The 22,628-nt window shown below is 74.6% G+C and carries 18 protein-coding genes and 1 tRNA gene; 8 read left to right on the forward strand and 11 right to left on the reverse strand.

Annotated features, from left to right (window positions below):
- Positions 1–5: 5 nt before the first annotated feature.
- Complete coding sequence (locus KKR89_RS10225; RefSeq protein WP_208195252.1) at positions 6–812, reverse strand: alpha/beta fold hydrolase; 807 nt, start codon at positions 810–812, stop codon at positions 6–8.
- 120 nt (positions 813–932) lie between these two features.
- On the opposite strand from KKR89_RS10225, the gene KKR89_RS10230 reads away from it, so the two are divergent.
- Positions 933–1,559 carry a ClpP family protease gene (locus KKR89_RS10230; protein ID WP_208195253.1) on the forward strand — a complete coding sequence of 209 codons (627 nt, stop codon included), beginning with the start codon at positions 933–935 and terminating at the stop codon, positions 1,557–1,559.
- Positions 1,556–2,149, forward strand: coding sequence for a ClpP family protease (locus tag KKR89_RS10235; protein WP_208195254.1), 594 nt, complete (start codon positions 1,556–1,558; stop codon positions 2,147–2,149). Before KKR89_RS10230 ends, KKR89_RS10235 begins: the two co-directional genes overlap by 4 nt.
- A gap of 15 nt (positions 2,150–2,164) precedes the next feature.
- Here the strand turns inward: KKR89_RS10235 and KKR89_RS10240 are convergent, their stop codons facing one another.
- The 5 genes from KKR89_RS10240 to KKR89_RS10260 form a co-directional block, all read right to left on the reverse strand.
- Positions 2,165–2,527, reverse strand: coding sequence for a helix-turn-helix domain-containing protein (locus tag KKR89_RS10240; RefSeq protein ID WP_208195255.1), 363 nt, complete (start codon positions 2,525–2,527; stop codon positions 2,165–2,167).
- A gap of 70 nt (positions 2,528–2,597) precedes the next feature.
- Positions 2,598–3,854, reverse strand: a complete 1,257-nt coding sequence (gene dinB / locus KKR89_RS10245) for a DNA polymerase IV (protein WP_208195256.1) — start codon at positions 3,852–3,854, stop codon at positions 2,598–2,600.
- A gap of 135 nt (positions 3,855–3,989) precedes the next feature.
- On the reverse strand, positions 3,990–5,231 hold the full coding sequence (locus tag KKR89_RS10250; protein ID WP_208195257.1) for a cellulose binding domain-containing protein: 1,242 nt from the start codon (positions 5,229–5,231) through the stop codon (positions 3,990–3,992).
- 153 nt (positions 5,232–5,384) lie between these two features.
- Positions 5,385–6,353, reverse strand: coding sequence for a PaaX family transcriptional regulator (locus KKR89_RS10255; protein ID WP_251140849.1), 969 nt, complete (start codon positions 6,351–6,353; stop codon positions 5,385–5,387).
- Positions 6,354–6,415: 62 nt separating this feature from the next.
- The gene (locus tag KKR89_RS10260; RefSeq protein WP_208195258.1) at positions 6,416–7,624 is read right to left on the reverse strand and encodes an AI-2E family transporter; all 1,209 of its coding nucleotides are present in this window, start codon (positions 7,622–7,624) and stop codon (positions 6,416–6,418) included.
- A gap of 177 nt (positions 7,625–7,801) precedes the next feature.
- Between KKR89_RS10260 and KKR89_RS10265 the strand changes: the two genes are divergently transcribed.
- From KKR89_RS10265 to KKR89_RS10290, 6 genes are all read left to right on the forward strand, one after another.
- Positions 7,802–7,884: transfer RNA gene (locus KKR89_RS10265), tRNA-Leu, on the forward strand.
- 180 nt (positions 7,885–8,064) lie between these two features.
- The gene (locus KKR89_RS10270; RefSeq protein WP_208195259.1) at positions 8,065–9,534 is read left to right on the forward strand and encodes a DUF3375 domain-containing protein; all 1,470 of its coding nucleotides are present in this window, start codon (positions 8,065–8,067) and stop codon (positions 9,532–9,534) included.
- Positions 9,531–10,295, forward strand: a complete 765-nt coding sequence (locus tag KKR89_RS10275; protein WP_208195260.1) for a DUF4194 domain-containing protein — start codon at positions 9,531–9,533, stop codon at positions 10,293–10,295. Before KKR89_RS10270 ends, KKR89_RS10275 begins: the two co-directional genes overlap by 4 nt.
- Positions 10,292–13,681, forward strand: a complete 3,390-nt coding sequence (locus KKR89_RS10280) for an ATP-binding protein (protein WP_208195261.1) — start codon at positions 10,292–10,294, stop codon at positions 13,679–13,681. The genes KKR89_RS10275 and KKR89_RS10280 overlap by 4 nt, the downstream gene beginning before the upstream one ends.
- 113 nt (positions 13,682–13,794) lie before the next feature.
- A complete protein-coding gene (locus KKR89_RS10285; protein ID WP_208195262.1) occupies positions 13,795–14,844 on the forward strand; it encodes a Fic family protein in 1,050 nt (349 codons plus the stop codon).
- Positions 14,845–14,944: 100 nt separating this feature from the next.
- On the forward strand, positions 14,945–15,586 hold the full coding sequence (locus KKR89_RS10290; protein WP_208195263.1) for a maleylpyruvate isomerase N-terminal domain-containing protein: 642 nt from the start codon (positions 14,945–14,947) through the stop codon (positions 15,584–15,586).
- A 234-nt stretch (positions 15,587–15,820) separates the two neighbouring features.
- On the opposite strand, the gene KKR89_RS10295 is transcribed toward KKR89_RS10290, so the two are convergent.
- From KKR89_RS10295 to KKR89_RS10315, 5 genes are all read right to left on the reverse strand, one after another.
- Entirely contained in the window at positions 15,821–16,159 is a 339-nt protein-coding gene (locus KKR89_RS10295) for a HepT-like ribonuclease domain-containing protein (protein WP_208195264.1), read from the reverse strand.
- Complete coding sequence (locus KKR89_RS10300) at positions 16,149–16,445, reverse strand: nucleotidyltransferase family protein (protein WP_208195265.1); 297 nt, start codon at positions 16,443–16,445, stop codon at positions 16,149–16,151. Before KKR89_RS10300 ends, KKR89_RS10295 begins: the two co-directional genes overlap by 11 nt.
- A gap of 85 nt (positions 16,446–16,530) precedes the next feature.
- Positions 16,531–20,001 (reverse strand): error-prone DNA polymerase, encoded by a 3,471-nt coding sequence (locus KKR89_RS10305; protein WP_208195266.1) that lies wholly within the window; start codon positions 19,999–20,001, stop codon positions 16,531–16,533.
- Positions 19,994–21,688, reverse strand: coding sequence for a DNA polymerase Y family protein (locus tag KKR89_RS10310; protein WP_208195267.1), 1,695 nt, complete (start codon positions 21,686–21,688; stop codon positions 19,994–19,996). Before KKR89_RS10310 ends, KKR89_RS10305 begins: the two co-directional genes overlap by 8 nt.
- A complete protein-coding gene (locus KKR89_RS10315) occupies positions 21,685–22,623 on the reverse strand; it encodes a hypothetical protein (protein ID WP_208195268.1) in 939 nt (312 codons plus the stop codon). The genes KKR89_RS10310 and KKR89_RS10315 overlap by 4 nt, the downstream gene beginning before the upstream one ends.
- Positions 22,624–22,628 lie beyond the last annotated feature (5 nt).

The raw sequence follows: 22,628 nt of genomic DNA on the forward strand, positions 1-22,628 counted from the left end.
GGACCTCAGCGGTCGTCGGCGGCGAGGAAGGTGCGCAGCACCGAGACGAACGCCTCCGGCTGCTCGGAGTGCACCCAGTGCCCCGCGCCCTTGAGCGTCACGAGCGTCGTGCGGGGAAACAGCCGACGCATCGCCGGTCCGTGCTCGGGGAGCACGTAGTCGGACCGGTCGCCCGCCACCCACAGCACCGGGCGGTCGAAGGCGGCGTCACCGACGTCCGGGAAGCCGCCGATCTCGGACAGGTCGCGGCGCAGCAGGTCGAGGTTGGCCTGCCACCGGAAGCCGCCGTCGGCGGCGCGCAGGTTCTGCAGGAGGAAGCCGCGCACGCGCGCGTCGTCGACGCGCGCGGCGAGCTGCTCGTCGGCCTCGCCGCGGCGCGTCACCGTCGTCAGGTCGATCGCCGCGAGGCTGTCGAGCAGGTGCGCGAACTCCCCCTGGGAGCCGCCCGACGCGGGGGCGATGTCCGCGACGACCAGCCGGTCGACGAGGTCGGGGTGGCGCAGCGCGAGGAGCATCGCCACCTTGCCACCCATGGAGTGCCCGACCACGTGGACCGGTCCGTCGGCCGCGAACCCGGCGCGCACGTGGTCGGCCACGAGGTCGGCGGTCGACGCGTAGTCGAACCGGTCGGTCCAGGCGGACCGGCCGTGGTTCGGCAGGTCCACCAGCAGCGAGCGGTACTCCGGGAGCAGGCCTTTGGCGATCTGCGTGAAGTTGCGGCCCTGCCCGAACAGGCCGTGCAGGAACACGACGGGCGCACCGGCGTCGCCGACGGTCGTGCTGGTCAGGGTGCCGGACGCGCTGCTGCTCACGGGGCACGAGCCTAGGGCGTGGGCGCACGGCCCACCCGCCGACGTCCGCGCTGCCGAGGGCGGATCCGCCCTGAGCAGCACCGCCGACCCCGCGTCGGCGCGGCGGCGCAGGGTGGGCCCATGAGCACACCGACGCCCCCGCGGCCCTACGACGACGAGCTGCTGTCCCGGCTCGCCCACGAGCGCATCGTCGTGCTGAGCACGGCGCTCGACGAGCAGACCGGCCACCGGCTGGCCGCCCAGCTCTTCCTGCTGTCCACCGAGGACCCGCACGCCGACGTGACGCTGTGGATCAGCTCGCCCGGCGGGTCGGTGCCCGCGATGCTGGCGATCCACGACGTCCTGCGCGTCATCCCCAACGACGTCCGGACCGTCGCGGTCGGCATGGCCGCGAGCGCCGGGCAGTTCCTGCTCTCGGCCGGCACGCCCGGCAAACGGTTCGCGATGCCGCACGCGCGCGTGCTGCTGCACCAGGGCTCGGCCGGCATCGGCGGGACCGCGGTCGACGTCGAGCTGCAGGCCGACGACCTGCGGCACACGCGCGACACCGTGCTGGGGCTCGTCGCGCAGCACACCGGGCAGAGCGTCGAGCGTGTGCGGGAGGACTCGCTGCGCGACCGCTGGTTCACGGCGCAGGAGGCGATGGCCTACGGGTTCGTCGACGCGATCGTCCGCGACGTGGCCGACGTGCGACCCGCAGGCCGCCGCGGCGTCGTCGGCATCGGGGTCGCGGGGCTGGACGCATGAGCGGCTACCTGGTGCCGAACGTCGTCGAACGGCGCGGCAACGTGGAGCGCACGGTCGACGTGTTCAGCCGGCTGCTGTCCGAGCGGATCGTGTACCTGGGCACACCGATCGACGACCAGGTCGCGAACGTGCTGGTCGCCCAGCTGCTGCACCTGGAGTCCGAGAACCCGGACCTGCCGATCCAGCTGTACGTGAACTCCCCCGGCGGGTCCACGTCGGCGATGCTCGCCGTGTACGACGCGATGCAGTACGTGCGGCCCGCCGTCGAGACCACGTGCGTCGGGCAGGCGGCCGCCGACGCGGCCGTGCTGCTCGCCGGTGGCGCCGCGGGACGCCGGTCGATCCTCGCGCACGGGCGCGTCGTGCTGCACCAGCCGTCGACACGCGGGCAGGGCACCATCCCGGACCTGATCCTGGCGGCGGACGAGGTCGTGCGGGTGCGCGCCGAGCTCGAGGAGGTGCTGGCCCGGCACACCGGCAAGGACACCGCGACGCTGCGGCGCGACACGGACCGCGACCTCGTGCTCACGGCCGAGGAGGCGGTCGCCTACGGCCTCGCGGACCAGGTCGTGTCCGTCCGCGCGCGGTGAGGCGCCGGCCCGGTGTCAGGCCGCGAGCAGCGTCGTCGCGCGGGGCACCGGCGTCGCGTGACGAGGCACGGTCCGGGACGTCAGGGACAGCACGGCGCTCCGCCGGACGGGCGCGTCGAGCGCGTCGACGATGCCCTGGGCGAGGTCCACCAGCGTCAGCCCGAGGGCCGCCGTGATCGCCGCGAGGACCTCCGACGACGGCTCCTTGAGGCCGCGCTCGACCTCGGAGAGGTACTGCGGCGACAGGCGCGCCCGGACGGCGACGTCGACCAGCCGCATCCCCCGGTCCTCCCGGGCGGCACGCAGCAGCGCGCCGATCGTGCGCCGCCACGCGGATGGGCTGCGGGACGGCCCGGGCGGACCGCTGTCGTGCTCCATGAGGCGAACGTAGCGACGGACCCGGGCCGTGGCGCCGCGATCCGCTGAGGGCAGAACGCGCGCGGCCGCCTCACAGGTCGTGCTCGGCGAGCTCGCGGAACTCGTCCGGCACGGTCCGCACGCGCGGCATCGCCGTGGGCAGGTAGCCGACGGCGCCGCTGCCGAACCGGGCGCGCACCGCGTCGACCGACCGGTCCACCGCCCAGCGCGCGGCGCCGGGCGACGACCCGGGTCGCCGCGGGTCGTCGGTGAGCAGCGGCAGCTCGAGCTGCAGCGACGACTGCGCGACGAGACCGGTCACGGAGACCGCCAGCAGGGTGATCTCCGGCTCGGGATGCGGCTGCTCGCGGATCGCCTGCCAGACGAGCTGCTCGGCGACCTCGGTGAGCGTGAGCGTCGTCGCGACCGGTCCGGGCAGCGTGAGCGACCGCGTGACGGACCGCATGCCGGGGAACCGCACCCGGACCGTCACGGTCCGTCCGGCACGGTCCTTGGCACGCAGCCGCCCCGCCACGCGGTCGGCGAGGTGGCTGAGGACCTCGCGGACCAGCTCGCGCGTCGCACGTTGGCGCCCCAGTGCGGACTGCGCCCCGAGGGACCGGGCGCGTCCCGCTCCGGCCACCTGCCGCGGGTCCTCGTTGTGCGACAGCGCCGACATCCGCGCACCGACCGCCTGCCCGAGGATCTGCTCGACCGCGCTCGACGGCGTGCGCGCGAGCTCGCCGATCGTGGTGATGCCACGTTCCGCGAGCCGGGCCCGCGCGACGGGCCCGACCCCCCACATCAGGCCGACCGGCAGCGGCTCGAGGAACGCGCGCTCGGCCTCGGGCTCCACGACCACCAGCCCGTCCGGCTTGGCCACCTGCGACGCGATCTTCGCCAGGTGCTTGGTCCGGGCAGCGCCGACCGAGATGGGCAGGCCGATCTCGTCGCGCACCCGTCGGCGCAGCAGCGTCGCGATCTGCGCGGGGGTGCCGAACAGGTGGGTCGAGCCCGCGACGTCGAGGAAGGCCTCGTCGATCGAGATGCGCTCGACGGCCGGGGTCACGTCACCCAGGACGTCCATGACGCGGTCGGCGAGCGGTTGGTACTCCCGGAACCGCCCGGGGACGAACAGGAGCGAGGGGCACAGCCGGGCGGCCCGCCAGCCCGGCATGCCGCCGGCGACCCCGTAGGCCTTGGCCTCGTAGGAGGCCGCGAGCACGACGCCACCGCGAGCGCTGCCGCCCACGGCGATCGGCCGCCCGCGCAGCCGGGGGTCCAGCAGCTGCTCGACGGAGGCGTAGAACGCGTCGAGGTCGGCGTGCAGGATCGTCGCACCGGACATGGCAACAGCGTACTCGAACACGTGTTCTAACGTCCGCCGCGGTTGAGGGTCTCAGCCCTCACCCCGCCCGCACGTCGGACGGTGCGACGCGGCGGGCCGCCCCCGTGGCCCACCGCGTCGCACCATCCCCGGCCGTCAGGCGGCCGCGCAGGAGACGGTCGCGCCCGCCCCGTTGCCGGTCCCCTGGAACCCGAAGCCGGTGCTCTGACCGGCCCCGAGCCGACCGTTCCAGTCGGCGTTCGTCACCGTGACCACGCCGGTGCTGGCACTGCCGCGCACACCGTTCCAGGTGTGCGCCACCCCGGCACCGCCGGGGAGCTGAAGCGTGACCACCCAGCGCTCAAGGTTCGCGCCCGCCGTCACGGTGACGTCGGCGACGAAGCCCTCGCCCCACTGGTTCGCGACCTTGTACGTCGCGGTGCACGCACCACCGGAGCCCTGCGTCGGCGTGGGTGTGGGCGTCGGCGTGGGCGTGGGCGTGGGTGTGGGCGTCGGCGTGACGCTCGGCGTCGGCGTCGGCGTCGGCGTGGGCGTCGTCTCGTTGAGCGTCAGGTTCTTCTGCTGGACCGTCCAGGCGGTGTTGCACAGCCCGCAGTTCGGCCCGACGAACGCGCGTCCGGCCTGCGTGTCGCCCTTGAGCTGCCACCGGAACCACAGCTGCGCCGCGCGGCCGAACTCTCCGCCGTTGGTCTCGTGGTACGTCCCGCCGTGACCGACGTTGAGGTTGCCCATGAACGCGGGCAGGCCGGCGGGCAGCTTGCCCCAGTCGTCCATCGCGTTCGGGTAGGCGATGTCGCTCGGCCCGCCGATGAAGTAGGCGATCGGGTGGTCGAGGCGCCGCAGCTGGTAGTCGTCCGCGTCGTTGAGCAGCCCGCTGCTGAAGATGCCGGTCGTGGTGACCCGCGGATCGCCGGACACGGCGTAGGCCTCGACACCACCGCAGGAGAACCCGGCCACGCCGATCTTGGTCGTGTCGAGCCTGCCACGCAGGTTGCTGATCGTGCTGGTGTTCTGGGCCACCGCCCAGTCGATGGCCTGCGTCAGCCAGGTCGAGCTGGAGCTGCCCCCGCCTCCGGGCCGGCCGTTGGAGACCACGAGGAAGCCGTGCGACGCAATCTCCTTGAGGAAGTTCTGCGCCGAGGTGCCGTCGGCCGCGCAGGCCCCGTTGCTCCAGACGACGATCGGCATCTTCTCCTGCGGGAGGGTCTGCGGCTGGTAGATCGTGTGGTTGGGCAGCACACTCGTCGTCCAGTAGTCGGCCGGGTACGGGCCCGACCCGCTCGGTGCGGCGACCGCGGGCGTCAGGACCGCGGCGCCGACCAGGCCTCCCAGGGCCACTGCCGCTGCGAGCGCCGCTCGTCCGATGGTGCGTCTCATGGGGTTCCCTCCGGGGCTGTGGGCTTCTGCGCCCATACCGTTGCCGCAGTCACGACAAATGTCGAGAAGTCCGGCGACGAGGGCCAGGGTGCTAATCGTTTCCGCGTGCGAGGGGGGAGCCCGTCGCCGCACGGGCCGTCCGCCTGCGCTGCGTCAGCGCTGCGGCAGCGGAGCGTCGGCCCGGCCCCCGCGAGGGGGCGCCAGCGGGTCGTCGGGTGCCACGAAGTGCGTCACCCAGGACGCCGCCTCGGGCCAGAAGGGCGCCATGAGCTCCACCAGCCGCTCCTGCGCGAGCGGGCCCAGCGCCGTGTGGACCTCGAGGAACGTCTCGCGCGCGTCCGCCCGGGGCCACGACGGGGGCAGCAGGTGCTCGGGCAGGTCGGGGTCGGTGTCGGCGAAGGTCCGCCACGCGTCCATGACGGTCGCTCGCGCGACGAGCGCACGGGCCGGGGTCACGCGGCCCGCCCGCACGTCGGCCCGCAGCGGCGCATGCTCGGCCACGAACGCCCGGTACGCGTCCCCGAGCGCCTCCAGGTCGTAGGCGCCCTGCGGTCCCTGCGCCGCGGGATCGTCGTCGAACCGGGCCCGCATGACCGACCAGCGGGCGCCCGCGACGTCGGCGAGCAGCTCCCTCACGACGTCACGCACCGTCGCGGGGTCCGGGGCGGGGCTGATCCACACGCTGTCGTAGAGGCGCGCGAAGCCGTGCTCCCCCAGCGCCTTGCGGACGGCGTGCCGGTGTGACTGGCCGGACTCCGGCAGGGAGTACGACACGACGAGCCACTGACCGTCCCACGTCCGCGGCACCGCCCCGAACGAGAGGAAGGCGTGCATGACGGCGCGGTGGTGCGCGATCACGTCGGGCCGCACGTGGTAGGTCGTCGACCGGCCGCTGCCCCGGGACGCGACGAGCCCTCGCCGCACCAGGCGCGCGAGCGCCGCGCGTGCGCTCCCGGGGCTGATGCCGAACTCGCCCAGCACCGCCACGAGCGCAGCGGCCGGCAGCAGGGCGTCGGAGGAGTCCAGGTACTCCCCCAGCACGGTCGCGAGCAGGTGCTGCGGGCGCGGGCCCGTCTGCGCCCGCGGGGTGTTCACCCCGCTGCCCGACGTCTGCGCTGCCACGCGGTCAACCTAGCGAAGGCCGGCGCCCTCTCGGGGCCGCGGGCCGGGACCGACGCCGCGCCCTACCGGTCGGCGAGGGCCACCTCGTCCTCCTCGTCGACGTCCGCGTCGTCGTCCTCCTCCTCCATCGGGGGGTCGACCGTGCGCAGCCGCGAGAAGATCGCCCACGCCACGGCGACGAGCGGCACCGAGATGACGGCACCGAGGATGCCCGCCGTCAGCGTGCCGGCGGTCACCGCGAGCGCGACGACGACCGGGTGCAACGAGACCTGCTTGCCCATGATCAGCGGCTGCAGCACGTGCCCCTCGAGCTGGCCGATCAGCGCGATCCCGACACCGACGCCAACCGCGCACCACAGCCCGTTGGCCGCGAGCGCGACGATCATCGCCACGACCATCGCGGCGGGCGCGCCGATGAGCGGGATGAAGGCACCGATGAGCACGAGCACCGCGAGCGGCGCCGCGAGCGGGACGCGCAGGACGCTCAGCAGCAGGAACGCGAGGAGCCCGTCGGTGATCGCGATGATCACGGTGCCGCGCGTGTAGCCGGAGAAGGTGTACCAGCCGGCGCCTCCCGCGGTCATCCAGGTGCCGCGCGCCCGGGCGGGCAGCTGGTTGAGGAACCACGTCCACATCTGGGCGCCGCGCGCGAGGAAGAAGATGGTGCAGAACACCGCCAGGGCGAGCGCCGTGAAGCCCTCGACGACCGTGCCGGCGCTGGCCGCGACCTCGCCGGCCAGGTCGCCGGCGTGGTCCTGGATCCACCTGACCGCGTTGTCGATCCACTCGGCGATCTGCTCGTTCGTGATGGTGAACGGCAGGGTGCCGCTCTCGAGGAAGTCGGTGATCTGCTCGATGCCGGTGGCGAACTGCCTGCTCAGGTCGTTCCACTGCGTGGCGATCGAGTACCCCACGTACGTGAGCAGCCCGACGAAGAACAGGATCCCTGCGAGCAGCGACAGCGCGGTCGCCAGGCCGCGCGGCATGACGCGGGACATGAGCTCGACGAGCGGGCGCAGCACGGCCGTGAAGACCAGCGCGAGGAACACGGCGATGAACAGCAGCGTCACGCGCGACGTGGCGTAGAACACCACGACCACAGCGGCGAGCACCACGAGCAGGCGCCACGAGACGCCCGCCGAGCGGCGCAGCCACCGGGGGGCCGTGTCGTCGCGTCCGACGACCGCGGGGTTGCGCCTGCCACCGGCCACCTTGCGCGCGGCCGCGCTGGTGGGGCCGGGTGAGGAGCGCGTGTCGGACACGTCGACCATGCTGCGACCTCCACCCACGGGGAACCGTCAGGTGCAGTCTGCCCTCGGGTGGGGAGGGGTGCGCGGCGACCCTCCGGCGGACGTGCGCAGCGGTTCTCGATGCGGGGACGCCTCCCGCACCGTGGTATGTTCTCTGCCGCGCCGAGGTGCCCGCAAGGGCCCCGCGGACGTCCACCTGTCCGGGTGGCGGAATGGCAGACGCGCTAGCTTGAGGTGCTAGTGCCCGAAAGGGCGTGGGGGTTCAAGTCCCCCTCCGGACACTCGTTGAGACAGCGACGGCACGAGCCCTGATCCCCGCCGGGATCGGGGCTCTTGTCGTTCGTGCGACCCGCGTTCCTCCTGCTGCGGACGGACGGCGCGTGGCGCGGTGCGCAGCGTCACCCGGCCGCATGCGCCCCGGTGTCCCGCCGACGACCTCGACCCACCTACGCTGTCCCGCGATGATCACTCGAGTCGAAGGGGCGTACCTGGGCGCGGTCCGGGCGTTCCAGAACCCCATGCTCGACCTGCTGCACAAGCGGCACGCCCCCCTCGTGGTCTCGCTGCTCTCGCTCGTGTTCACCGCCGAGCGGCCCTCGGTCCCCGTCGCCGACGCGCACACCGAGGTCGCCGACGCGCTCGACCAGCTGCGCGCCGCGGGTCACGGCGACGACCTGCCGGTGGGCTCCGCGCGCGACCTGTGCCGCCAGTGGGCCGACGTGGGTTGGCTGGTGCGGCACGTGCTGGACGACGACGTCGAGGTCTACCGGCTGTCGGCGCACGCGGTGGGTGCCCTCGAGGTCGCGGGCCGTGCGGGCGGTACGCGCGCACGGGTGTCGCAGTCGCGCGTGCGCACCGTGCTCGAGGCGGTCGAGCGCCTGGCCCTGGACGCCGACCCGGACGTCATGGTGCGCATCGCACGCCTTGACACCGAGGTCCGACGTCTGCAGGAGGAGATCGCGCGCCTCGAGCGGACCGGGCAGGTCGACGAGGTCGACGACGAGGAGCTGCTCGAGGAGGCCGAGACGGTCGTGCACCTGGTGCGCGAGCTGCCGGCGGACTTCGCGCGTGTCGCCGAGTCGATCAAGGCGATGCAGCGCGACGTGGTCACGGCGCTGCGTCAGGACGCGCGCCCCACGGGCGAGGTGCTGCGTGAGTACCTGCGGCGCGGCGAGCAGGTGATGGACGCGACGCCCGAGGGCCGCGCGTTCGGTGGTGCCCTGCGGCTCCTGGGCGACCCGCAGCGGCTCGACGAGCTGGCCGTGCAGCTCGAGACCGTGCTGCGGCACCGGTTCGCCGCGCGGCTGCCGTCGGCGCAGCGGGCGGACCTGCGCGAGCTGGTCCGACGCATCGAGCAGGGGTTGGACCAGGTGTTCGCGGCGCAGCGCGAGGCGTCGTACGTCATCACGGCGCAGGTGCGCAACCACGACCCGTTGCGCGACCGTCAGGTCGACGACCTGCTGCGCGACGTCATGACGGGCATGCAGGCGTGGCTGCCGGGATCGCGGCGCGGGCAGGCCGTCGCGCCGCTGCGGCGCCTGCCGGTCGCGGACGTCGAGCACCTGCGCCGCACCCCGGACGACCTGCGTCCGCCGCAGGCGCCGGACGCGTTGCCCGACTGGGACGACGACGGCGACGTGAGCGACACCGACGCACGCGCGTGGGGCGGTCCGCGGTACGCCGACCTCGACGCGCACCTGGTGGAGTTCGCCGCCGGCTCCCCGCAGGTGGACCTGGCGGCGGCGTTCGGTGCCGCACCGGTCGAGCTGCGCCGCCCGGTCGACCTGCTGGGCCTGCTGGAGATCGCGCACCAGCGCGGCATGACGGAGAGCGACGAGGTCGTGTTCGTGGACGCGGTCCGGCCGGACGGCACGCGCCGCCGGTTCGCGTTCGGCGCGGCCACGACGAGGACGAGGGAAGAAGGCGCATGACCGACACCGACGTCACGCACGACGACGCCGAGGTGCGAAGCGGCGGCTTCATCTCGCCGGTCGCGATGGAGGACGACCCGGCCGAGCTGTTCGCCGGTGACACCGGCACGCTAGACGCCGACGTGCGCCGGGTGCTGGTGCGGCTGCTGCAGCGGCGGTTCCTGCTCGCGGACCGCCACACCGCCCAGTGGCGCACACTGCTGGAGAACCAGCAGGTCGTCGAGTCGCGGCTGCACGACCTGTTCGTGCACCTCGTCGTCGACCACGACCGCGGCATCGCGTACAAGCGGCAGGTGCGCTCGGCCGAGCTCGACGTGCCGGTGCTGCTGCGCGACGAGCCGTACACGCGCGCCGAGACGCTCGTGCTCGTGCACCTGCGCACGGTGTTCCAGCGCGAGCGCGGCGCGGGCGAGACGTCGGCCCGCGTGGACGTCGAGGAGCTCGAGGCGACCGCGCTGACGTACTTCGACCCGGACGACACGAACGTCGCCGCCCACCAGCGCGAGATCCGCACGGCCGTCGCGCGGCTCGCGAAGGACGGCGTCATCGAGGAGGAGTCCGAGGGCCGCTACCGCGTGACGTCCCTGGTCGAGGTCGTGCTCAGCACCGAGCGGCTCACCGAGCTGCGGGCGTGGCTGCAGGCACGGCACGACGGGGAGGGCGCCGAGGAGGCCGACGCGTCGGCAGACCAGGTGGCCGGCGCCGACGACGAGGACGACGACGGGGACGACGCGGACGACGACGAGGAGACGGCACCGTGACGATGGTCGACTCGCTGTTCGGGCTGATCCCCGCGGCGTCGACGGGCCAGCAGTGGGTCGCCCTGGACCTGCAGCTCGTCAACTGGGGTGGCTACGACGGGCACCACCGCGTGCGGCTGGCGTCGACGGCGACGCTGCTGTCCGGCGGGTCGGGGTCCGGCAAGTCCACCCTGATGGACGCGTACATCGCGCTGCTCATGCCCCACACCACGCCGTTCAACGGCGCCTCCAACGGCGGTGTCGTGGGGCGTCCGCGCGGCAAGGACCAGCGCAACATCCTGTCCTACGCGCGCGGCAAGCTCGACGAGTCCCGCACCGAGGACGGCACGCGGCAGCGGGTCCTGCGCGGCGACGGCAAGGACACCTGGTCGGCGATCGCGATGACGTGGGCGGACCAGTCGGGCACGCGGTTCACGGCCGTGCGCGGCTGGTACGTCCCGTCCGTGGCGCGCACGCTCGAGGACGTCACGGCGGTCCGTGCGACGTGCGAGGGGCCCTTCGACCTGCGCGACCTCGAGCCCGCCGCCGCGCAGCGCCTGGCACGCTCGGCGCTGACGGCCGCCGGGCTGACGTGCTTCGACACCGACCGGGAGTTCACCGCGCGTCTGCACTCGACGCTGGGGATCGGCGCGGCCGGCGACGGCGGCAAGGCCGTCGCTCTGCTCGGGCGCATCCAGGCCGGGCAGCAGATCACGACCGTCGACGCGCTGTACAAGTCGATGGTGCTGGAGGACCCGGACACGTTCGCCACGGCCGACGCCGTCGTCGAGCAGTTCGACAAGCTCACCGGCACGCGCGAGCAGATGATCACCGCGCGCCAGCAGGTCAAGGCGCTGGAGTCGATCGCCGAGCACCGCACCGCCATCGAGGGCGCGGCGGCCCGGTTGCGCGTCGTCGACGCGGTGGGCGGGTTCGACGACGGCACGTCGCCGGCCGCACTGTGGCGGCACGAGCGACGCCTGGTCCTGCTGCGCGACGTCGAGCAGGACCTGCGGCAGCGGCACGGCGAGGCGCTGCGGCTGGCCGCGGAGACGTCGGCGCGTGTCACGGCGGCACGTGTCGAGCTCGACGGCGTCAAGGAGACGCTCTGGGCGTCCGGCGGCGACCGGCTCGCCACGGCACAGCGCGAGCTGCGCGGCGTGGCCGCCCGGCTCGAGGAGGTCACGCGGGCCCGGGCCCGCCTCGACCAGGTCCTCGCCTCGGCGCTCGGAGAGACGGTCGCGTCGTCGGAGGCCTTCACGGACCTGGTGGGCCGCGCGCGGCACGCGCTGGCGGACGCCGACGCCAAGGCGAGCGCTCGGCAGGCGCTCCTCGACGCGATGGCCGAGCGCAAGGAGGCGTCGGTGGACCTGGCCGTGCTGCGGCGTGACCAGGCGGACGCCCAGCACCGGCACGACAACGTCCCGGCGGACCTGCACGCGACGCGCGCCGCGCTGGCGAAGGTCGCCGGTCTGACGACCGAGGACCTGCCGTTCGTCGCGGAGCTCGTCGAGGTCCGCACCGAGCACGAGCCGTGGCGCGACGCGTTCAACCTGGCGCTCGGCGGGTTCGCGACCCTCATGCTCATCGACGTCGCGCACCTCCAGGCCTTCCGCCGCGCGATCGACACGGTCCGCACGAGCCGCCGCCTGCGGTTCGAGGGCGTCCCCACGGGCATGCGGGACGACGTCGGGCTCGACGGGCGCACCCTGCCGGGCCGGCTGGACTACCGCCAGGGGCCCTTCACCGGCTGGCTGCGCAGCGAGCTGGCGTCGCGGTTCGCGTACGTCTGCGTCGACACCACGGGTGAGCTGGCTCAGCACGAGAAGGCGCTCACGCGCTCCGGGCAGGTCTCCGAGGGCCGGCGCGGGGCGCACGGCGGCCAGGGCAAGCCCAACGTCCTGGGGTTCACCAACACGCGTCGGCTGGCCGACCTCGACCGGCAGGTCGCCCGGGCCGAGGCCCGGCTCGCGGACGCCGAGGCGCGCGTCGACGCCGCGGAGTCCGCGTGGGACCGGCACGACGCGACGCTGCGGGCGTACGCGGCGATCGTCGACCTCACGTGGGACCAGGTCGACGTCGCGGCGGTCGAGGCCGAGCGCGACCGGTGGGAGCGGCTCGTCGGGGAGGTCACGTCCGGCAGCCCGGACGTCGTGCGCCTCCAGCAGCGCGCGACCGAGCTCGAGACGCAGATCCAGGGCCTCACCGAGCAGCTGGGCCGCACCAAGGGCACGGCGACGGAGCTGGGCGTGCGCTGGTCGGCCACGACGGACGACGTCGACGCCGCGCAGGGTGCGCTCGACGCCGCGCAGCACGCGGGCACGCGGCTGGACGCCGAGCAGCGCAGCTACCTCTCCCAGGTGCTGGGGACGACGGGGGTGCCGACTCCGCACGGTGACGGAGCCGGGACGGCGGGCGACCCCGCCGACGCCCTGGCGGCCTTCGACGGCGTCGTCACGCGTGCCGCGGACCTCCTGCGCGCCGACCGGCAGAGCGCGCAGCAGACCGTCGCGACCGCGCGCGACGCGCTGCGGCGCACCTTCGAGACGTTCGCGGAGCGTTGGCCCGACCCGAACCTCGGCACCGACCCGGATGCGTCGTACGCCGACTACGCCCGGATCCTCGCCGAGCTCCAGGCGCACGGGCTGCACGAGCTCGAGGCGGACTGGCGCACGAGCCTGCTGCGCCTGTCGGGCAACGACCTGGCCGACCTGCACAGCGCGCTGACCCGCTCGGTGCGCGAGATCAAGGAACGCATCCGGCCGGTCAACGAGATCCTCGCGGACCTGCCGTTCGCGGACGACGGCCACCGGCTGCGGATCGACGCGCGCGACACGCAGTCGACGGTCGTCGCCCGGTTCCGCAAGGAGCTGCGGGACCTGCGCGAGGAGCTGTCGACCGAGGCGACGGACGCCGAGCGCGAGCGCCGTTACCACCGCATGGCCAAGGTGATCGACCGCATCCGGCGCTCGTCGCCCGACTTCGCGGACCTCGTCGACGTGCGCCGCCACGTGCGCCTGTCCGCCGAGAAGGTCGACCTCGCCGGGGAGCACGTGGCGCTGTACGACCACATCGGGGAGAAGTCCGGTGGCGAGTCGCAGGAGCTCGTGGCGTTCATCGTCGGTGCGGCGCTGCGCTACCAGCTCGGGGACGCTGGTGCCGCGCGGCCGCGGTACGCCCCGGTGTTCCTGGACGAGGCGCTGATCAAGGCCGACGCGCGGTTCACGGGACGCGCGGTCGGCGCGTGGCGCGGGCTGGGGTTCCAGCTCGTCATCGGCGCGCCCAACGACAAGTTCAGCGCCCTGGAGCCGCACGTCGACCTCAAGTACGTCGTCCTGAAGGACACCGCGGGGCGGTCGCGGACCAAGCCGGTCGCGGGTGTCCCGGAGGAGACGGGACGATCCTGATGACGCAGGGTCCGTACACATCACGCGTTCGAAAACCCACTAGTGAACTACCCAAACCTGCTAGCGTCACCGCGTCCATGTGCTGTTCAGCAGGTTCCTGAGGTGATTCTGTCGTGAGGTCGTTCGAGGACCTGGACCAGCTGGTCGGGGCGGTCCCCTTCGGGGTCGTCGCCGACCTCCGAACCGTCGACGCAGGCCGAGGCAGCCAGGCGCTGCACCGGCTCACGCTGCCGGAGCTGCTCGAGGCCCTCACCGACCACGCGCGCACCGCGAGCCTCGAGGCGTCCTCCGCGATGGACGGCGTCGTCGTGCGCGACCGCACCCGCGCGGCCCAGATCCTTGCCGGCCACACCGCGGACTTGCGGGACCGCGACGAGCAGGAGCTCGCCGGGTACGGCGCGGCGCTCGACCGGCTGGACGAGGAACGTGGCCCCCGTCCGGACGTGGACGTCGTGCTCGACCTGCACCGCCTCCTCTTCCGGTTCACCCCGACCCCCGGCGGCCGGCTCCGGCAGGTCGAGAGCGTCGTGGCCGGCCCCGCGCCGGACGGCGCACGGGTCAAGCGCTTCACGCCGGTGCCCGTCGCCGCCACGCCCGCGCACCTCGACGAGCTCGTCGCGCGGTACCGCCGTGCCCTGGGCGCGGGACGCCACCACCCGGTCCTCCTCGTCGGCCTGTTCGCGCTCGACCTCCTGGCGATCCACCCGTTCGCCGCCGGCAACGGGCGCGTCGCGCGGATGCTGACGAACGCTCTGCTGCAGGACGCCGGGTACGACGTCACGCGGTACGTCCCGGTGGAGCCGGCGATGGCAGGGTCACCCGAGCGGTACTCCGCAGCACTCCTGGACTCGACGCACGACTGGCACCTCTCCCGGCACGACCCCTGGCCGTGGCTGCGGTACCTCGTGCGTGCCCTCGCGGACGCCACCACCCAGCTCGGGGCGCTCACGTCGAGCGCCCGCCGGGCGGGGAGCAAGCAGGGACGCGTCCGCGACCACGTGCTGCGCCACGCGCGCCCGCGGTTCCGGATCAGCGAGGTCCGTGCCGGGCTGCCCGACGTCTCGGACCAGACCATCCGCCTGGTCCTGGCCCAGCTCCGGACCGAGGGCCTCATCGAGGCCGACGGCGTCGGGCGCAGCGCCACCTGGAGCCGTCGCGCCTGAGGGCGGGGGCGACGCGGCGCGAAGCACCCGGGCCGGGAGGTCGCGCGTGGCGTGCGGGCCGCTCGTCGACCGACCACCGCCCTGCTGCCAGGATCCCGTCATGACGACACCGGCGCGTGATGCCTATGCCCGCGGTGCCGACGTCGCCGTCGGCCTCGTGACGAGTGAGCAGGTCGCCACCGCGTGGGACGAGCCCTCGGTACTCGACGGTATGAGCGTCGGCGAGCTCGCGGCGCACCTCGCGCGCAGCGTCCTGCAGGTGGAGTGGTACCTCGACGGCCCGCTGGACGACCAGGCCTCGCCCGTGACCGCCGAGGGGTACTACGCCGGCCTCAGCGGGACGTCCGACCTGGCGTCGTCGCTCAACACCGGGGTGCGTGCGCGCAGCGCCGAGACCGCCGCGCAGGGCGTGGCGGCGCTGGTCGCGCAGCTCACCGCCGCCCGCGAGCGCCTGCGGCACCGGATCGAGCAGGAGCCCACCGACCGTCGGATGACGGTCCGGCACCAGGGCCACACGCTGCTGCTGGACGACTACCTGCGGACCCGGTGCGTGGAGCTCGCGGTGCACACCGAGGACCTCGCCCTGAGCCTCGGCAGCGACGTCCGCACCCCCGCACCGACGCTCGCCGTGGCGGTGGAGGTGCTCGTCGGCGCCGCCCGCCGCCGCCACGGCGACGACGAGGTCCTGCACGCGCTCGCACGCCGGGAGCGGGACGGGACCGACGCGCTGCGGGTGCTGTGAGGCGCGGCGCTCGAACGGGTCGCACGTGCGACCACTTCCCGGCTCCTGCGCCGCAGATGTGACCACTCCTGGGGACATTGAGGGGCACTGTCCGGTGCACTCGGGATCCGGTCGTCGCTGATGCCGACGGTGATGCCGTCGGCATGATGGCGACGACCCTTCGGCGCGACTCAGCACGACCTTGGCTGCCAAGGCGTCCAGTTGCGGACCTACCCACCGGGGTCGCCGGTGACGCTAGGAGAGAGCGTCGCGGACCTGGCGCAGCTGGACGAGGAGCCCAGGGACGACGTCGTGCGCGGTGGACACGAGGACGTCGATGTCGGCAGACCAGTAGCCGTGGACAATCCTGTTGCGCAGTCCGGCGGCGCGACGCCACGGGAGCTCCGGGTGCTGCGACCGCGTTTCCTGCGATACCTGGTTCGCCGCCTCCCCGAGAACGGTGAAGTTCCAGAGCAGAGCCTCACGCACGGTGGCGTCCCGGTCGACGGCAGCCGCGTCGCGACCCGTGGTGAGCGCGGCAATCCGCGTAGCCGCATCGATCATCTCGACGACGAACAGCAGGTCAGGCCGCATAGAGCGCCCGGGCCTCCATCTCGATGCGCTCACGCAGCAGCGGATGCACCGCTCTGCGGGAGACGAGGTCCACCGGACGTCCGAGGATCTGCGACATCTCCTCGGCGGCGTCGATGACCTCCCAGGTCACGTGCCGCCCGGGGAGCAGGTCGTAGAGCACGTCGATGTCGGAGTCCGTACGCTCCTCGCCACGCGCGACCGATCCGAAGACCTCGAGCCTGGCGAACCCGTACCTCGCGCACAGCTCGACCAGCGCACGGTACTGACGCTCGTCGACGTGGATCATGGCGACAGGCTAGCCGTCAGCCCGCCGCGGCGGGAGGTGCAGGCGCGCGCCCTCACCGGTCCGGCTAACGCCACTCCTGTCCCCCCTACTGGAAGTCCCGTGACGAGCTGCGGATCCGCAGCGACAGCGGGCTCAGGTGCTCGGCGACGAGGTTCGTCGCGCCGTCGGCCTTCTCCAGCCGCCCGCGCACGACCATCGCCTTGGCGGTCCGCGCGGTCCGCCGGAACCTCTGCCACAGGCCGGCGGAGCACACGACGTTGATGAGCCCGGTCTCGTCCTCCAGCGACAGGAAGGTCACGCCGTTGGCGGTGCCGGGGCGCTGGCGGTGGGTGACGACGCCCGCGACGGCGACGCGGCGGCCCTCCTCGGTGCGGAACGCCTGCTCGACGGGCAGCACGCCGGCGGCGTCGAGGCCCTCGCGGACGAACTGCGTCGGGTAGGAGTCGACGGACACGCCCGTGGACCACACGTCGGCGGTCGCGACCTCGACGTCCGAGAGCCCGGGCAGGGTCGGCGCCTTCACGCCGACCGCGATGCCGGGCAGCGTGTCCGGGCCCTCCTGCGCGAGCGCGCCCGCCGCCCACAGCCCGGCGCGGCGGTCGACACCGAGCGAGCCGAGGGCCCCGGCGGTGGCGAGCGCCTCGAGCTGGGCCGTGCTGAGCTGCACGCGCCGCACCAGGTCGTGCAGGTCGGTGAACGGTCCGTGGGCCGTGCGCTCGTCGACGAGCGCACGTGCGACGTCCTCGCCGACGGTCCGCACCTGCGTCAGGCCCTGCCGCACCGCGAGGGTGCGCACCGACCCCTCCCCGGTGCGCACCCCCACGGGTCGGGTCGGGCCAGTGCCGCTGGCCTGCGGCACCAGGCGTGGCTCCCCGCCGGGCAGCGGTGGTGCGGTGCGTTCGACGGCGGCGAGCACGTCGGACGCCTGCACGTCCGGGCGCAGCACCTCGATGCCGTGCCGGCGCGCGTCGGCAGCGAGCGACTGCGGGGAGTAGAACCCCATGGGCTGCGCCGCGAGCAGTCCCGCGTAGAACGCAGCCGGGTGGTGCACCTTGAGCCACGAGCTCGCGTACACGAGGAACGCGAACGAGTAGGCGTGCGACTCGGGGAAGCCGAAGTCCGCGAACGCCTTGAGCTTGTCGAAGATCTCCTCGCGGACCTTCGGCCCGATGCCCTTGGCGGCCATGCCGTCCATGAGCCGCGCCCGCATCGCCTCCATGCGCTCGATCGAACGCTTCGAGCCCATCGCCCGGCGCAGCTGGTCGGCCTCGGCGGGCGTGAAGTCCGCGACGTCGATGGCCATCTGCATGAGCTGCTCCTGGAACAGCGGCACGCCGAGGGTCTTGCTCAGCGACTTCTCCAGCGTCGGGTGCAGGTACGTGACCTTCTGCCGGCCCTGGGCACGCTCGATGTACGGGTGCACCGACCCGCCCTGGATCGGCCCGGGCCGGATGAGCGCGACCTCGACGACGATGTCGTAGAACTTCTGCGGCCGCAGCCGCGGCAGCGTCCCCATCTGCGCGCGCGACTCCACCTGGAACACGCCGACGGTGTCGGCGGCGGACAGCAGCTCGTACACCGCCGGGTCCTCGTGCGGCAGCCCGTGCAGGTCCAGCGACACGCCCTCGTGCTTCTCCACCTCGGTGAACGCGAGCCGCAGCGCCGTGAGCATGCCCAGGCCCAGCAGGTCGAACTTCACGAGCCCGGCGTCGGCGCAGTCCTCCTTGTCCCACTGCAGGACCGTGCGCCCCTCCATGCGCGCCCACTCCACGGGGCACACCTCGATGACGGGCCGGTCGCACATCACCATGCCGCCCGAGTGGATGCCCAGGTGCCGCGGCAGGCGCAGGAACCGCTCGGCCAGGTCGACGACGTGCTCGGGGATGTCCTCGGCGTCCGCGGCGGACGGCGGGAGGTGCTGCGGGACGACGTCGTGGTTGTCGGCGGTCGGCCGTCCCGGCGTCTCGGGCCCCACGGGCCCCGAGCGCGTCAGGTGCCACCACGGGCTCGGCTTCTCCTGACCGCGCAGGCTCCCCCACCGCTCGATCGACGAGCTCCACGCGTCCTGCTGTCCCACGTCGTACCCGAGGGCACGGGCGGCGTCCCGCACGGCCGAGCGCGGCCGGTAGGAGATGACGTTGGCGACCTGCGCCGCGTGCGTGCGGCCGTGCGTCGCGTAGACGTGCTGGATGACCTCCTCGCGGCGCGCGGACTCGATGTCGACGTCGATGTCGGGCGGGCCGTCGCGCTCGGGCGCGAGGAACCGCTCGAACAGCAAGCCGTGCTTGACCGGGTCCACGGCGGTGACGCGCAGGACGTAGCAGACGGCGGAGTTGGCGGCCGACCCGCGACCCTGCGCCATGATCCCGTTGCGCCGGCAGAAGTCGACGAGCTCGTAGACCACGAGGAAGTAGCCCGGGAAGCCGAGGTCCTCGATGACGCGCAGCTCGTGGTCGAGCTGCGCGTACGCACCGGGCACGGTCTCGGCGTCGCGTGGCCCGTACAGGTCGTGCGCACCGCGCCGCACGAGCTCGCGCAGCCACGTCGCCTCCGTGTGGCCGTCCGGCACCGGGTAGGGCGGCAGGCGCGGTGCGACGAGCGACAGGTCGAACGCGCACTCCGCCGCCAGGTCCGCGGCCGTCGTGACGGCGCTCGGGTGGCGACGGTGCAGCTGCAGCATCTCGGCGGCCGAGCGCAGGTGCGCGACGGGGGCGCCGGGCAGCCACCCGTCGAGGTCGTCGAGCGACGAGCGTGCGCGCACGGCCGCGAGCGCCTGCGCCAGGTCCGCGTCGCGCTCGGTCGCGTAGTGCACGTTGCCGGTCGCGACCAGCGGCAGGTGCGCGTCGGCGGCGAGCTCGGCGAGCGCGTCGGTGCGATCGGTGTCGTACGCGTCGCCGTGCATCGTGGTCTCGACGGCGACGTTGTCGCGCCCGAACAGCGCGACGAGCCGGTCCAGCTCGGTGCGCGCCGCCGCGAGCCCACCGGGTGCCACACCGAGCACGCCCGACGGGTCCCCGCCCGCCAGCGCACGCCGCACCGCGCCCTTGCGGCAGCCGGTCAGGACGAGCCACTGCCCCGCGGCCGCCTCGGCCAGCTCCTCCAGGTGGTACTCCGCGGCGCCCTTGCGCCCCGTGCGCAGGTGCCCCTCGGCGATCGCCCGGGACAGCGCGCGGTACCCGTCGGGGCCGCGCGCGAGGACCAGCAGGTGGCTCGCGCGCGGGTCGGGCACGCCCGTGGGGGCGTCGAGCACCGGCGGACCGGGTGCGGGGCGCTTCTCCCGCGGGTGCCTGCGCGGGTCGGGTGCGGGCAGGTGCAGCTCGGCGCCGAACACCGTGGGCAGGCCGACGGCGCGCGCGGCCTGCGCGAACCGCACGACGCCGTACAGCCCGTCGTGGTCGGTCAGCGCCAGCGCGCTCTGCCCCAGGCGTGCCGCCTCGGCGGCGAGCTCCTCCGGCTGGCTGGCGCCGTCGAGGAAGCTGAACGCCGAGTGCGCGTGCAGCTCGGCGTACCGGGGCGGCCACTCCCCCCGCGCGGTGCCCGGGCGACGCTCAGTCATAGTCGGCCTCGCACGTCCACGTCCCGCCGGTGTGCGTGAGCAGCACCGCGCCGCCGTCGTCGAAGGCGACCTGCAGGTGGGCGCGCACCTGAGGTGCGACGCCGGGGTGCGTCCACCAGCGGTCGGACAGCAGCCACGGCCCCGCCCACCCGGCGACGACACGCACGCGGTCGCTCCCGGCACCGGTCAGCACGCTGCCGGGCGGGCCGCTGAGCCGGCCGCGACGGTCGACGCGCACGGGTGCACCGTGCACGTCACGCACCTCGACGTGCACGGGGTCCACCAGCACGGTCGCGGGCGCGGGGTCCGGCAGCCGGCCCGGCCAGGGCCGGTCGGCGGGACGCGGCGGGTCGCTCTGCTCGCCCCACGGCCGCACGTGCACCTGGTCGCGCACGTCGCGGCCTCCCTGCAGGGTCGCGGTCAGCACCCCCGGACCCCCGACGATGCTCTGCGCGCGTTCGAGGGCGCGGTGGGCCCGCAGGTCACCTCCCGACGGCCCGCCCCACAGCTGCGTGGCCTCGGCGCCCGCCGGTGCGACGTCGAGCGCCGTGAGCGTCAGCCGGACCAGCGCGACGGGCGCCAGGTCGTCCTCGTCGCCCGGCGCGCGGACGTCGACGGGGGGCTGCGCCGCGGACCACGCACCGCGGTCCCGGTCCCGCGCCTCGCGCCGCCGGTCGCGGACCGTCGCGACGGCCGACGCGGTCAGCCACCCGTCGAGCTGCCAGCGGATCCGGTCGGTGATGCGGGCGGCCGCGAGCGCCCCCCACCCGCCCAGGTCGGTGCGCCACGTGCGCACCAGCTCGGTCCCGTCGTCCGTGCGGGCGGTGATCTGCAGGCGCCCGCACGTCACGGACCGCGCGACGAGGTCGGCGTGCAGCTGCTCGGCCAGGCGCCGCCCGGCGAAGGTCGCGGTGTCGACGCGCTCGACGGGAGGGTCCAGCTCGGTGCTCACCTCGAGGTCGGCCTCGGGCCGACGCCGGGCGGGCGGGCGCTCGTCGAGACCGCTCGCGAGCGTGCGCGCCCACGTGCCGAGCCGGCCGAAGCGGGCGTGCACGTCGGCCCCCGGCAGCGCGGCGAACGCCCCGAGCGTGCGCAGCCCCAGCCGGTGCAGCAGGTCGACCAGTCCCGCGACCTCGGCGGCCTGCTCGGGGGTGCTCGTCGCGTGCACGAGCTCGGTCACGCCGTGGGGTGCGAGGAACACCGCCGAGACCCCGGGCTCGACGACGGCGCCGGTGCGCGCGGCCAGCACGGCGGCGAGCAACCCGTCCGCGGTCCCGACACCGCACTCGTGCCCCGTGGCCCGGGCGACGGCGTCGACGATCCGCTCCGCGAGCGCCTCCTCCGAGCCGTGGTAGCGCGCCGCACCGCCCGCGGGCAGCAGGAGCAGCCCGGGGCGCGCGACCTCGACACCCGCGACGACGGTCTCGGTCGCGGCGGCGACGGCCTCGAACAGCCGCACGTCGCGTGCGTCGTCGGCCGGCAGCAGCACGAGCTCGGGGCACACCCCCTGCGCCTGACGCCGCCGCATCCCGCGGCGCACCCCGTCGGCGCGCGCGAGCGCGGACACCGCGGTGACCCGCCGCCCGTCGTGCACCGCCGCGGGTGCGTCGACCGGGACCTCGTCGGCCACCATCGCCGCGACCACGGGCCAGTCGGGCACCCACACGACCGTCGTCCGCGTGCTCATCCGACCAGCCGCAACCCGCGGGCCGTCCGGGGACGACGGCGCACCGGGCCGGGCGGCACGTGCTCGCCCGGCGGCGCGAACGGCAGCACGACGTCCGCCGACGTGGGGACGGCGGCGCTGCCGCGACCCGTGCGGCGCACCTGCACCTCGCACGAGCGCAGGCGACCGTCCCCCTCGCCGGCGCCCGACCACCGGGCCGGGCCGGCGTCGAGCACGACGGCGGCGCCGGGCCACGGCGCGGTGGTCAGGAGCGCGGCGCCGCGCTCACGGGCGCGTGCGGACAGCCGGCGCCGGTCGGCGTCCGCGAGCGGGGTGCCCGGCCCGACGAGCACGACGTCGATCCCGTCGATCAGCGCGGCCAGCACGAGGGCGGCGTCGGCGCCGGGGTCGGGGACGAGCGCGAACCGTGCGAGGTCGACCCCCGCCTGCGCGGCGGCGAGCAGCCCGAGCCGCGGCTGCCCGACGGCGACCGCCCACGCACCCGAGGCGCACGCGTGCGCGAGCACCCCGAGCGCCAGGGACGTGGACCCGAGGACCGAGGTGGTCGCGCCGCGCCGCAGCCCGTCCGGCAGGAGCGCAGCCAGCGCGGGCGGCACGGGCAGCGGCGGGCGCTCACTGGTGAGCAGGGACGTGCGCCGGGGCGCGGTGGGTGCGGCGGTCGTGACGGCTGACGGGGGCGGGACGTCGGGCGCCGGCACGGTCGAGAGGGACGTCCCGGGACGCGCGTCCTCCAGGACGTCGAGCGTGCCGAGCACGCCCGTCCCCTCGAACGACGCCGGAGCGCCCGTCGCGGCCCGCACCGCCGACGCCCCCGTGCTCGACGAGCCCGTGGTGGACGTCCCCGTCAGCACCGAGCGCGCTCCGGTGCGGCGCTCGGCGGCCACGAGCGCCGCGCGCGCCCGCGCGGCCCGCTCCACGGTGCTCGTCCCCGTCACGCCGC

The sequence above is a fragment of the Cellulomonas dongxiuzhuiae genome, from assembly GCF_018623035.1.
GTDB lineage: Bacteria > Actinomycetota > Actinomycetes > Actinomycetales > Cellulomonadaceae > Cellulomonas > Cellulomonas dongxiuzhuiae.